Here is a 12245-nt window from a genome sequence, read left to right on the forward strand (position 1 = left end):
GGGAGGGGGGCCGCATGCGGGTGGGGGCCGGACCGGTGACGCGCGTCGCTAGGTCAGCCGGGGCGCGCAGGAAGCCGCGTCCACGGGCCGGCCCTCCCGCTCCACCCGGTCGGCCAGGGACCGCGCCCAGGCCAGCACCGCCGACACATCGAGACCGGCCGGCGCGTCCCCCGGCCAGGCGTCCACCGCGTCCGCGCCCCTGCGCAGCAGCCGGGCCCCGCCCGTCACGTTGCCGCGCGCCGCGTGCGTCAGCCCCACGGCCGCCTGGGCCAGCCCGCGCCACAGCTCACGCTGCTCCTCGGGCGCCGACTTCCACGCGTCCTCGAAGACCTCGTGCGCGTGGAAGGGCTGCCCCGCGTCGAGCAGCGCCTGCGCCTCGGCGACGGTCTCCTCGGCCGTGCGCACGACACCCTCCGGCTGCCGGGCGACACCAGCGGAGCCGTAGGGGAGCGGGCGCCCCAGGCCGTCGCGGGGCCGGGCGTTGCGGGCGCGGCCCTCGTCGTCGCGGTCCCGGCCTGCGCTGCGATCGGTGCTCATCGTCCGATTCTCGCCCACCTCGCGCGGAGCCCGCGCAACCGGTTTCAAACCACCCCTGAGCTTGGGGTAATGTTCTTCCTGTCGCCGCCGGAAAGGCCCGGAAACAGCGGGTCGGAAGGCGATCGACATCGGGACGTGGCGCAGCTTGGTAGCGCACTTGACTGGGGGTCAAGGGGTCGCAGGTTCAAATCCTGTCGTCCCGACTGGAGACAGTCGCAGTTCAGGGCCGGTTACGGAGAAATCCGTCACCGGCCCTGAGGCGTTTTTGGGGCCGGGCCCTTGCCCCTCCGTGGATCAGCGCTCTATTTTACTCCAAAGTAAGTTTACTTATGAGTAAGGAGCTTGCTGTGGGGGCCTACCGCACGGTCATGGTCGGAACGGACGGCTCGGAGTCGTCCTACGCCGCGGTCGAAGGGGCGGCCAGGCTGGCTGCCGTCTGTGACGCGGAACTTCTCGTCGTCTGCGCCTACTTGCCCATGCAGGGCAGCGAACTCGCGAGGGCGCAGGATCAGTTGGGGGCCGAGGGGTATCAGGTGGTCGGCTCGGCGCCCGCCGAGGAGACCCTGCGGACGGCCCGGGAGCGGGCCCGAGCGAGCGGTGCCGCCGACGTGCGGTCCCTCGCCGTGGAGGGAGAGCCCGTCGCCGTCCTCGTGCACGTCGCCCAGGAGAACGCAGCCGACCTCCTGGTGGTCGGCAACCGGGGCCTGCGCTCCCTCGCCGGGCGCCTTCTCGGCTCCGTACCCGCGGACATCGCCCGCAAGGCCGGCCTGGACGTGCTGATCGTGCACACCACATGAGCACCCCCGGGGAACCGGTCCCGCCGAGCGGCGCCGAGGCGCTGCGGCGGACCATCGAGGAGGTGCTGCTCGGCGGCGGCCGCCACTGGACGCGGCACGACGTCGTGGAGCGGACCGGGGTGGGGCCGGAGCGCACCGCGCAGATCTGGCGGGCGCTCGGCTTCCCGCTGGCCGAGGACGACGTACGGGTGTTCACCGACGGCGACGTCGACGCGCTGCGCGCCGGGGAGCGGCTGATCGCGGCGGGGATCATCACCGAGGACAGCGAGGCGATGATGGCCCGCGCTCTCGGCCACCACCTCTCCCGGCTCGCCGAATGGCAGGTCCACACGCTGTGGGCCTGGCTGAACCGGGGCCGGGACACGCCCCTGACGAACGAGGAACTGGCGAGCAAGGCCACGGTTCTGCTGTCCGAGATGGAACTCCTCCAACGGCACGTCTGGAGGCGGCACTTCGCGGCCTGCACCGGCCAGGTGATCGCGACCGCGCAGGCGGACGCGGCACGCAAGGAGGCCCCGGGAGCCGCATCCTCGGACGACGATACGGTGCCGCCGGGCGAGGGGCTGCACGTACAGGACCTGGCCGTCGGGTTCACCGACATGGTCGGCTACACGCGGATGACACGCGGTCTCGACAGCACCGAACTCGTCAAGGTCCTCGACCGGTTCGAGAGCCTGACCGGGGACGTGGTCGCCGAGGGGCGGGGCCGGGTGGTGAAGACCATCGGCGACGAGGTCCTCTTCGTGTGCGAGTCGGCGTCCACGGCGGCGGACATCGCCCTGGAGCTCACCGCCCGGGCGGAGGGGGAGCAGCGCCTCCCGCACGTACGCACCGGCCTGGCCCACGGCCCCGTCCTCGGCAGGTTCGGCGACGTCTACGGAGCCGCGGTCAACATCGCGGCCCGGCTGACCGCGGTGGCCCGCCCCGACACGGTGCTCGTGAACACCGCGCTGGCCGGGGAACTGTCCGGCCGGGCCGGGTACGAACTGAAGGTCCTGCGCCCGGTGTCGGTACGCGGCTACAGCCGCCTCCGCCCGGTCCTGCTCCGCGCGGCCGGTGCTCCGGGCGGCCGGGGCCGCTGACCGCGTTCAGCCGGTTCAGGCCCGCAGGGTGGCGAGCCAGTCGGTCAGCAGGCGGTTGACCTCGGTGGGGCGTTCCTGCTGGATCCAGTGGCCGCAGTTCTCGAGGAGATGGGAGGCGGACAGGCCGGGCAGCGTGGTGGGGTAGGCGTCGATGGCGTCGGACATCCAGGTCGTGGAGGCGTCCAGGGCGCCGCCGACGAACAGGGACGGCTGCTCGATCGGGGCCCCGCGGTAGGGGGCGAGGTCCTCCCAGTCGCGGTCCATGCAGCGATAGCGGTTGAGCGCGCCGGTCAGCCCGGTGCGCTCGAACTCCCCGGCGTAGACGTCGAGATCGTCCTCGGTCAGCCAGGCCGGCAGCGTCGCCGCGGGGAACCGGTCGCGCAGCCGGCCGCCATCGCCTCGCGTCACGAAGTGCGGGTCGGGCTCGCCCGGAGAGGGCATGGTGTCGGCGGACAGCGCCGCGTAGAAGCCGGCGAGCCAGCCCCGGACATCGGGCTCGATCTCCGACTCGGCGCGCCCCGGCTCCTGGAAGTAGGAGACGTAGAACTCCTGCTCCGGGCCGCCGATCCGGCCGAAGACGTCGGTGGGGCGGGGGCCGCCCGGCGGAGCGTAGGGCACGCTCAGCAGGCCGACCGCGCGGAAGACCTCGGGGTGGAGCAGGGCCGAGGTCGCGGCGATGGTGGAGCCCCAGTCGTGCCCGACGATCACCGCGTGCTCCTCGCCCAGGGCCCGTACGACGGCGACGTTGTCCGCCACCAGGTCGACCATCCGGTAGGCGTCGACGTCCGCGGGCCCGGAGGAACGGCCGTAGCCGCGCACGTCGACCGCCACCGCCCGGTAACCGGCCGCGGCGAGGGCCGGGAGCTGGCGGCGCCACGAGTACCAGGACTCCGGGAAGCCGTGCACGAGCAGGACCAGGGGGCCACTGCCCTGCTCGACCAGGTGCAGGCGCCCCGCCGGGGCGTCGACGGTGCGGTGGCGGAGCGCGGCGGACGGCTCGGGCTGCATGGGCTTCTCCTCGGTGCGGCGGCGGTGCGACGACTCACCGATCATGCGGCGCGGCACCCGCCCTAGGCGATCCACGTTGACAATCTGGCAAACTCGCAGGACAGGGCGGGGGAGCGGCACGGCCGGAAGGAGCGCGCACAGTGGCGGTCGACGAGGTGCACGGCACGCTCGCGGCGATCGGGCCCCGGCTGCGGGCCGCGCGCGAGCGGCACGGCGCCACGCTCACCGCGGTCGGCCGGGCGACCGGCATCGCGCCGAGCACGCTGTCGCGGATCGAGACCGGCCGGCGTACGCCCACCCTGGAGACGGTGCTGCGCCTGGCGAAGGAGTACGTCGTCTCCCTGGACGAACTGGTCGAACCGCCCGGGACCGCGTCCGGCCCGCGGGCCCCGAGGCCGCTGACCCTCGGCGACGACAAGGCGGTGCTGCCGCTCACCCGGTACGTGGGCGGTCTGCACGCCCACAAGCACGTCCTGCCCGCCGTCGACGAGCCGCCCGCGCGGCCCCGGCAGGTCTCCCACGAGGGCCACGAGTGGCTGTGCGTCCTCTACGGACGGCTGTGGCTCGCGCTCGGCGACCGGACCCTCGTCCTGACCGCCGGGGACGTCGCCGAGTTCGACACCCGCACCCCGCACGGGGTGGCGAACGCCGGTCCCGGCGGGCCCGTCGAGTACCTCGTCATGTTCGGCCCGCAGGGCGAGCGGCCACGGCTGCGCACCCCGGCCGGGTGAGCGCACGGCCACACCCGTGCCGGGCGCGTCAGCGGAGGGCGTCCGGACGCGGCGTGGGCCAGGACTGTGCGGCCGCCCAGACCGCGAAGGAGGTCCACGGCACGCGGGGGAACGCGGCGTGCAGCGCCGGAAGGTCCACCTGGTAGCCGACGCGCGTGAGGTAGTCGTACATCGCGCCCATGCCGGGGCTGGAGCGCAGCACCTCTTCCAGCGGGACCTGCTCGTAGACGACCGGTCCGCCGGCCGCACGGCCGATGGCCCGGGCCATCGGGGCGGGGGTCGGATCGTCCCCGGCCACCTCGACGCGCGCGCCGAGCCAGCGCGCGGGATCGTCCAGGATCGCGGCGACGACGAGCCCGAGATCACGACGGGCCACCTGCTGCAGCGGGGTGTCGGGCGGCAGCGCCATCTTCATCTGCCCCTCCGCGACCTCCTGCAGCTCGCCCAGGGCGTTGTCGTAGAAGTAGGTCGGGGCGACCACGGTGGCGGGCAGGCCCGATGCGGCGAGCACCTGCTCGATGCGGGCCTTCGTCTCGAAGTGCGGGATGCCGGTGTGCCGGTCGGCGCCGGCCACGGAGGCCATCACCAGGTGGGGCAGGGACGCACGGGCCGCGGCCTCCACGATGGCGGCCCCCTGCTGCTCCTCCGCCGCCAGGCCGGCCTCGAAGGGCGTGGTGACCGCGAAGGCCCCGGCGACCCCCTCGAAGGCCGCGCCGAGCGCGTCGGCGTCGGTGAGATCGGCGGCCACCAGCTCGGCCCCGGCGGGGGCCAGCGCCTGCGCCCGGGGCGCCGCCGGGTCGCGGACCACGGCACGCACCGGCCTGCCCGCCTCCCGCAGCGCGGTCAGCACGGCCCCGCCCTGGCCTCCGGTGGCTCCCAGCACGGCGATCCTCATACCGGTCCTCCCATGGCCCTGCCGATCGCGTCCGGACACCCGGCCCGCGTCCGTCGGCCCCACCCTCGGCCACGCGCACCCGGGCGGCCAGCGGGGCGCGTCCGACCGGGCGGGCCGCACCCCGGCGCGCGCCCGGTCGATTCTTCCCCGATTCCCACCCTGAAGACCTGGCCGCTGCGCGAGTATCTACCGGTGCGGTCCCGCCGGGCGCACCGGACATCTCCCTTTAAGGAAAACTGAGTTGAGCACCATCGGAATCGGGCAGGCCGTCGTTCTCGGTGTGGTCGAGGGGGTGACCGAGTTCCTGCCCGTGTCCTCCACCGGCCATCTGAAGATCGCCGAAGGGCTGATGGATATCCCGGTCGACGACAAGGCCGTCGTCGCCTTCACCGCGGTCATCCAGGTCGGCGCCATCGCCGCCGTCCTCGTCTACTTCTTCCGTGACATCCTGCGCTTCGTCACCGCCTGGGGCCGTGGACTGGCCGACAGCTCCCAGCGCACCAGCCACGACTACAAGTTCACCTGGTGGGTCATCTACGCGACGATTCCCATCGTCGTCGTCGGCCTGGCCGCGAAGCCCCTCATCGAAGGGCCGCTCGCGTCGCTGTGGGTCGTGGCGGGTTCGCTGATCGTCGGCAGCGGTGTGATGTGGGCCGCCGACCGGCTGGGCCGCCACCAGCGCGGCGAGGCCGACACCACCTTCAAGGACGCGATGCTGGTCGGCTCCTCGCAGATCCTGGCCCTGCTCTTTCCCGGCTTCTCCCGCTCCGGGGCGACCATGTCGACGGCGCTGATGCTCGACCTGGACCGGGTCGCCGCCACCCGGCTCTCCTTCTTCCTCGGCCTGCCGGCCCTGACCGGCGCGGGCCTGTACGAGCTCAAGGACGCGGTGGGCGGCGGGGTGGACGCCGCGCCGCTGGTCGTCGGCACCCTGGTGTCCTTCGTCGTCGCCTACGCGTCCATCGCCTGGCTGCTCAAGTTCGTGGCCAAGCACTCGTTCAACGCGTTCGTCATCTACCGGATCGCGGTCGGAGCCCTGGTGTTCGCGCTGCTCGGCGCGGGCGTGCTCCCCGCCTGACCGCTCACTGCGCGCCCTCGTCCGGCACCGCGTAGCCGGGCACCGAGGGCCATCGGACGGTCAGCACCACCGATTCCTCCTCCGCGATCCACGAGTGGTCGACTCCGTGGCCCCACACGACGTAGTCACCCTGCTCCTCCAGCAGCACGCTGCGACCGGGGAGTTCGACGCGGAAACGGCCGCTGACGAGGACGAGGAGAGCGGTGCGCTCCTCGCCCCGCACCCATTGCCGCCGCTCGTCGCCGGGCGGGTGGACGCCCCATTTGATCTCCACGTCCTCGCTGTGGCGCGGATCGCCGGCATCCTTGAAGTGCCCGAGGAGCCAGCCCCGGTCGAGTGCCGCGTCCTTGCCCGCGTTTCCCACGTACACGCTGTCGCTCACGAGCCCGGACGCTAGCAGCTCCCGAGGGCGGCACCGAAGAAGCAGAGCCACCGCACGGGGTCACGGCGCGGCGGCTCTCCCGTCGATCCTGGTGGATCACCGGGCCGGACGCAGGCGCTTCCCCGGCCCGGTTGCGCCCAGCGGCTGACGGCCTCGCTCCGTGGACATCGGAGGCACCGGCGCCGCTCCTCAGGCGTCGAATCCGCCCCGCTCGACCAACTGGCGCGCGATCACGTTCCGCTGGATCTCGTTCGTGCCCTCGCCGACGATCATCAGCGGGGCGTCCCGGAAGTAGCGCTCGACGTCGAACTCGGTGGAGTAGCCGTAACCACCGTGGATGCGGACGGCGTTGAGCGCGATCTGCATCGCCGTCTCGGAGGCGAACAACTTCGCCATCCCTGCCTCCATGTCCACGCGGCGCCCGGCGTCGTACTCGCGGGCCGCGTGCAGCGTCAGCTGGCGGGCGGCCATCAGCGACGTGGCCATGTCCGCCAGATAGTTGCCGACCGACTGGTGCTTCCAGATGGGCTTCCCGAAGGACTCCCGCTCCTGCGCGTAGGCGAGGGAGTCCTCCAGCGCGGCCCGCCCGACGCCCAGGGCGCGGGACGCCACCTGGAGCCGGCCGGTCTCCAGGCCCTTCATCATCTGTGCGAAGCCCCTGCCCTCCGCGCCGCCGAGGACGGCGCCGGCCGGGACCCGGTGGTCCTCGAACGACAGCTCGCAGCTCTCGACGCCCTTGTAGCCCAGCTTGGGCAGGTCGCGGGAGACCGTCAGGCCCGGGCCGTGCTCGACCAGCAGGATCGAGATGCCCCGGTGCGCGGGGCTCGCGTCCGGGTCCGTCTTGCACAGCAGCGCGATCAACCGCGAGCGGCGGGAGTTGGTGATCCAGGTCTTCGACCCGTTCACGAGATAGCCGTCGGCGTCCTTGCGCGCGACCGTGCGCATCGCCTGGAGGTCGGAGCCGCCGCCCGGTTCGGTCAGCGCCATCGTGGCCCGGACCTCACCGGTCGCCATCCGGGGCAGATACCGGTCCTTCTGCTCGTCCGTGCCGAACATCAGCAGGAGCTTGGCGACGACCGTGTGGCCGCCCATCGCCCCGGCCAGGCTCATCCAGCCGCGCGCCAGCTCCTCGGTGACCAAGACGTAGCAGGGCATGGAGACGGGGGTGCCGCCGTACTCCTCGGGGACGGCGAGTCCGAAGAGGCCGAGCGCCTTCATCTGCTCGATGAGGGCCTCGGGGTAGGTGTCGGCGTGTTCGAGTTCCCGCGCGACCGGCCTCACCTCCTTGTCCACGAAGTCGTGCACGGTCTTCACGACGAACCGTTCGTCGGACGGCAGGGCGTCCAGGGTGCTCACGGGAATCTCCTCGCTCGGTGCGCGTGCGCGGGGTGGGGGTCAGACGACGCCGTCCGCCCTCAGGCTTGCGATCTCGGCGGGCGTACGGCCCTGGGCGGTCAGGATGTCCTCGGTGTGCGCGCCCAGCGCGGGCACCGGTCCCATACGCGCGTCGAGGCCGGCCAGGTCCGCCGGCGGGCGCAGGGCCCGGACGGTGCCGCCGGGCGTGGCGACGTCCACCCAGCGCTCCCGCTCCGCGAGGACCGGGTGGGCGACGAACTCCGCGACGTCGTTCACCCCCGTGTTGGCGATGCCCGCCTCGTCCAGGGCCTTCGCCACGTCGGCGCCGCCGGAGCGGCTGAACCGCGCGGCGACGATCGCGTTCAGCTCCTCGCGGTGGGCGACCCGGTCCGAACCGGTGGCGAACCGTGGATCGGAGGTCAACTCCGGCTGCTCCAGGAAGTGTTCGCAGAGCGCGGCCCATTCGCGCTCGTTCTGGATGGAGAAGAGCACCTGCTTGCCGTCGGCCGCGGTGTAGGCGCCGTACGGGGCGATGGTGGCGTGCTGCGTGCCGATGCGCGGCGGCTGCGTTCCCCCGTGACGGGTGTAGTACGCGGGCTGGCTCATCCACTCCGCGAGCGCCTCGAACAGGGACACCTCCACGGCCCGCGCCACCCCCGTGGTGGCCCGGGTGAGCAGCGCGGTCAGGATGCCGGTGTAGGCGTACATGCCGGCGGCGATGTCGGCGACCGACACCCCGACCCGGGCGGTGCCGTCCGGTGTGCCGGTCAGCGAGACGAGGCCGGTCTGGCACTGCACCAGCAGGTCGTACGCCTTGCGGTCGGCCCAGGGGCCCGAGGTGCCCCAGCCCGAGACCGTGCAGGCGATCAGCGACGGGTGGCGCCCGGCCAGCGTCCGCGCGTCGAGGCCGAGCCGGTCGGCCGCGCCCGGCCCGAGGTTCTGCACGAAGACGTCCGCGCCGGACAGGAGTTCGTCGAGGATCGCCCGCCCCTCGGCGGACTTCACGTCCAGTGTCAGGGACTCCTTCGAGCGGTTGAGCCACACGAAGTAGCTGGATTCGCCGTTGACCGTCGTGTCGTAGCGCCGGGCGAAGTCGCCGCCGTCCGGGCGCTCGATCTTGATCACGCGGGCGCCCAGGTCGGCCAGTTGGCGGGTGGCGAACGGCGCCGCCACGGCCTGCTCGATGCTGACGACGGTGATGCCCGCGAGCGGCAGCGCGGCGGCGCGGTCGGTCGGTTCGGTCATGCGAGGGCCTCCAGGTCGGTGGGGCGGGCGGCCCGGCCCGGCGGCCGGTCGGGGTGCGTCGTCGGCCGAATCGGCGGAGCCGGTGCAGCTCCAGTTCACCCGGCAGACCCGTGCGACGGCCCGTCACCACACATGATGAGGGCGTCCTCCGCCGCCCGACACCCGTCACCGCGACGAGCGCAATGGAGCCTCCCGTGTCGCACCCCAGCTCACCCGCCCCCGAACCCCTCAGCTCCTACGTCGAGTCCTGGAATCCCGGCCCGGCCCGGGACGAGGACGCTCTGCCCGCCGGTCCGGCCGCCGCCCTGTCGGCCGTCCTCGATCTGCCCGCACCGGCCGCCCGGGCCGGGGACCCGCTGCCGCCGCTCTGGCAGTGGCTGCACTTCCTCGACTGGCCGCCGCACAGCGACCTGGGCCCCGACGGGCACCTGCGCGAGGCCCGGTTCCTGCCGCCGGTCCCCGGCCGGCGCCGCATGTTCGCCGGCGGCCGCATCGAGGTCACCGCGCCGCTGCTGCTCGGCGAGCCCACCGAACGCGTCAGCAGCCTGAAGGCGGTCACCCCCAAGCGGGGCCGCACCGGCGAACTGCTCTTCGTCACCGAGCGCCAGGAGTTCCGGCAGGCCGGACGGACCTGCCTCGTCGAGGAACAGGACATCGTCTACCGCTCCGGGCGCGGCGCGGGGGAGAAGCACCCGACGGACCTCGACACGACGTCCGCGCCGCCGGCCGACGCCCCCTGGACCCTGCGTCTGCGCCCCGACGAGCGCCTGCTCTTCCGGTTCAGCGCCCTCACCGCCAACGCGCACCGCATCCACTACGACGCCCCGTACTGCCGGGCGGAGGAGGGCTACCCCGGTCTCGTCGTGCACGGGCCGCTCCTCGCGCTGCTGATGCTGGAACTCGTCCGCCGAGGCGCCCCCGAACGACGGGTGCGGTCGCTCTCGTACCGGCTGCGGAGCCCCGCGTTCGTCGGCGAACACCTCGTGGCCCGGGGGACGCGCCGTGCGGACGGCGCCCACCTGAGCATCGCGACCGTACGCGAGGAACGGCACGCGACGGCCGAGGTGACCTTCGCTTGAGGCCGGATCCGGCGCCTTCGATCGCCGCCGCCCGCGGCCTGCGCTTCGTCCCCGGCGACCGTCCCGACCGCTTAGCCAAGGCGGCGGCCTCCGGCGCCGATCCGGTCGTCATCGACCTGGGGGACGCGGTCGCCCCCGCGGACGAGGCGGCCGCCCGCGCGCACGCCACGACCTGGCTCGCGGACGGACACGCGGCGGTCGTCCGGATCAACGCTGCGGGCACCGCCTGGTCCGAGAGCGACCTGGCGACGGCTGTAGAGCACGGCGGCCCGTGAGGGTGCCCAAGTCCGAGGATCCCGCGGTCCTTTCGGAACTCGCCGTGCGGACGTCCGGGCGCGGCCCGCTCAACGAAGCCCTGGTACAGGCGCTCGCCCCGCGTCCGGCGTGACGCCGGACGACCTCGGCGAAGCCCTTCACCACTCACGCGCCCCCGGCGCCCGTACGCAGGCAGAGCCGGGCGCAAACATCCAGCGGGCGCGATCATCGGATCGAGTTAATGTCAGCCGGTTCTCCTGGATCCGTGCGCTCGGACGCGCTTACCGTTCACGAGCAATCCGGATCAACCGGCCGTAACTCCCCTCCGCGAGAGGGCACTTACCTCTGAACCTGGAGAGCTCCCCGTTGACAGTTGACTCGATCCCGGAAGCTCGCCCGGAGCCCCCGCGGCCCTCCAGTCTGGGCACGGCGGCCGCCCGCAATCTCTCCACCACGACCAAGTCGTCCCCGCAGATGCAGGAGATCAGCTCCCGCTGGCTGCTGCGGATGCTCCCCTGGGTGGAGACCACGGGCGGAACCTACCGGGTGAACCGCCGTCTGACCTACACCGTCGGCGACGGCAGCGTCGAGTTCGTCCAGGACGGCTCCCGCGTACGCGTCATCCCGCGCGAACTCGGCGAACTGGCCCCGCTGCGGGGCTTCGACGACGTGGACGTCCTCACCGTGCTCGCCGGGCGGTGCGAGCAGCGCGACTTCCGGGCCGGCGAGACGCTGGTCGAGCGCGGCACACCGGCGGACCGGCTGCACCTGATCGCCCACGGACGCGTCGGCCAGCTCGCCGCGGGCGAGTTCGGCACCGACGTCACCCTCGACGTCCTCGCCGACGGCGACCGCTTCGGCGACGAGGCCCTGCTGGACGAGGACGCCCGCTGGGAGCAGACCGCCGTCGCCGAGACCTCCGGCACCCTGCTCACCCTGTCCCGCGCCGACTTCGCCTCCGTACTGGCGGGCGCGCCGAGCCTGCGGGAGCACGTCGACGCGTTCCGGTCGCGGTCGCGGCAGCGGCAGAACCACCGCGGCGAGGCGGAGATCGCGATGTCGGCCGGTCACCGCGGCGAGCACGAACTGCCCGGCGCCTTCGTCGACTACGAGGCACAGCCGCGCGAGTACGAACTCTCGGTCGCCCAGACCATTCTGCGCGTCAACACCCGGGTGGCCGACCTCTACAACGTGCCGATGAACCAGACCGAGGAGCAACTCCGGCTCACCATCGAGGCGCTGCGGGAGCGCCAGGAGCACGAGCTCATCAACAACCGCGAGTTCGGGCTGCTGCACAACGCCGACTTCAAACAGCGCATCCAGACGCATGCCGGACCGCCGACACCGGACGACCTCGACTCGCTGCTCACCCGGCGGCGCGGATCGAAGTTCTACCTCGCCCACCCCCGCACGATCGCGGCGATCGGCCGCGAGTTCAACGCGCGGGGGCTCTACCCGGAGAACACGGAGCTGCACGGCGAGCAGGTCATGACCTGGCGCGGCGTCCCGATCCTGCCCTGCGACAAGATCCCCGTCACCAAGGAACGCACCAGCTCGATCCTCATCATGCGGACCGGCGAGGAGGACCAGGGCGTCATCGGACTGCGGCAGACCGGACTGCCCGACGAGTACGAACCGGGGCTCTCCGTCCGGTTCATGGGCGTCGACGAGAAGGCCATCACCTCCTACCTCGTCAGCACCTACTACTCGGCCGCCATCCTCGTGCCGGACGCGGTCGGCGTCCTGGAGAACGTGCAGATCTCCCGCTGGCCCAGGTAGCGGCGGCACCACGCCTGGTGT

Annotated in this window: 13 protein-coding genes and 1 tRNA gene; 8 read left to right on the forward strand and 6 right to left on the reverse strand. The window is 72.9% G+C overall.

Features of this window, described 5'->3' with window-relative positions; genetic code table 11:
- Window positions 1-48: 48 nt before the first annotated feature.
- Window positions 49-537: a DUF309 domain-containing protein gene (locus tag ABZ930_RS04175; RefSeq protein ID WP_361541109.1), complete on the reverse strand. Its 489-nt coding sequence runs from the start codon at window positions 535-537 to the stop codon at window positions 49-51.
- 129 nt (window positions 538-666) lie between these two features.
- Here ABZ930_RS04175 and ABZ930_RS04180 point away from each other — a divergent pair.
- From ABZ930_RS04180 to ABZ930_RS04190, 3 genes are all read left to right on the forward strand, one after another.
- Window positions 667-740 (forward strand) — tRNA-Pro (locus tag ABZ930_RS04180).
- 144 nt (window positions 741-884) lie between these two features.
- A complete protein-coding gene (locus ABZ930_RS04185; protein ID WP_361541112.1) occupies window positions 885-1334 on the forward strand; it encodes a universal stress protein in 450 nt (149 codons plus the stop codon).
- On the forward strand, window positions 1331-2416 hold the full coding sequence (locus ABZ930_RS04190; RefSeq protein WP_361541115.1) for an adenylate/guanylate cyclase domain-containing protein: 1086 nt from the start codon (window positions 1331-1333) through the stop codon (window positions 2414-2416). Before ABZ930_RS04185 ends, ABZ930_RS04190 begins: the two co-directional genes overlap by 4 nt.
- Before the next feature lie 15 nt (window positions 2417-2431).
- Here ABZ930_RS04190 and ABZ930_RS04195 read toward each other — a convergent pair whose 3' ends face one another.
- Entirely contained in the window at window positions 2432-3424 is a 993-nt protein-coding gene (locus tag ABZ930_RS04195) for an alpha/beta hydrolase (RefSeq protein WP_361541679.1), read from the reverse strand.
- Window positions 3425-3564: 140 nt separating this feature from the next.
- On the opposite strand from ABZ930_RS04195, the gene ABZ930_RS04200 reads away from it, so the two are divergent.
- Window positions 3565-4155, forward strand: a complete 591-nt coding sequence (locus ABZ930_RS04200; protein ID WP_361541118.1) for an XRE family transcriptional regulator — start codon at window positions 3565-3567, stop codon at window positions 4153-4155.
- Window positions 4156-4183: 28 nt separating this feature from the next.
- Here ABZ930_RS04200 and ABZ930_RS04205 read toward each other — a convergent pair whose 3' ends face one another.
- Window positions 4184-5050: an NmrA/HSCARG family protein gene (locus ABZ930_RS04205; RefSeq protein WP_361541121.1), complete on the reverse strand. Its 867-nt coding sequence runs from the start codon at window positions 5048-5050 to the stop codon at window positions 4184-4186.
- 241 nt (window positions 5051-5291) lie between these two features.
- Between ABZ930_RS04205 and ABZ930_RS04210 the strand changes: the two genes are divergently transcribed.
- Entirely contained in the window at window positions 5292-6128 is an 837-nt protein-coding gene (locus ABZ930_RS04210; RefSeq protein ID WP_361541124.1) for an undecaprenyl-diphosphate phosphatase, read from the forward strand.
- 4 nt (window positions 6129-6132) lie between these two features.
- Here the strand turns inward: ABZ930_RS04210 and ABZ930_RS04215 are convergent, their stop codons facing one another.
- The 3 genes from ABZ930_RS04215 to ABZ930_RS04225 form a co-directional block, all read right to left on the reverse strand.
- Window positions 6133-6510: a signal peptidase I gene (locus tag ABZ930_RS04215; RefSeq protein WP_361541126.1), complete on the reverse strand. Its 378-nt coding sequence runs from the start codon at window positions 6508-6510 to the stop codon at window positions 6133-6135.
- 189 nt (window positions 6511-6699) lie between these two features.
- A complete protein-coding gene (locus ABZ930_RS04220; protein WP_361541129.1) occupies window positions 6700-7866 on the reverse strand; it encodes an acyl-CoA dehydrogenase family protein in 1167 nt (388 codons plus the stop codon).
- 39 nt (window positions 7867-7905) lie between these two features.
- Window positions 7906-9111, reverse strand: a complete 1206-nt coding sequence (locus tag ABZ930_RS04225; RefSeq protein WP_361541132.1) for a CaiB/BaiF CoA-transferase family protein — start codon at window positions 9109-9111, stop codon at window positions 7906-7908.
- A 194-nt stretch (window positions 9112-9305) separates the two neighbouring features.
- Between ABZ930_RS04225 and ABZ930_RS04230 the strand changes: the two genes are divergently transcribed.
- The 3 genes from ABZ930_RS04230 to ABZ930_RS04240 all read left to right on the forward strand — a co-directional run bounded on the left by ABZ930_RS04230 (window position 9306) and on the right by ABZ930_RS04240 (window position 12224).
- Entirely contained in the window at window positions 9306-10190 is an 885-nt protein-coding gene (locus ABZ930_RS04230; RefSeq protein WP_361541135.1) for a hypothetical protein, read from the forward strand.
- Window positions 10187-10465: an aldolase/citrate lyase family protein gene (locus ABZ930_RS04235; RefSeq protein ID WP_361541138.1), complete on the forward strand. Its 279-nt coding sequence runs from the start codon at window positions 10187-10189 to the stop codon at window positions 10463-10465. The genes ABZ930_RS04230 and ABZ930_RS04235 overlap by 4 nt, the downstream gene beginning before the upstream one ends.
- 346 nt (window positions 10466-10811) lie before the next feature.
- A complete protein-coding gene (locus ABZ930_RS04240; protein WP_361541142.1) occupies window positions 10812-12224 on the forward strand; it encodes a family 2B encapsulin nanocompartment shell protein in 1413 nt (470 codons plus the stop codon).
- Window positions 12225-12245 lie beyond the last annotated feature (21 nt).

The organism is Streptomyces sp. NPDC046716, from assembly GCF_040645755.1.
Taxonomy (GTDB): domain Bacteria; phylum Actinomycetota; class Actinomycetes; order Streptomycetales; family Streptomycetaceae; genus Streptomyces.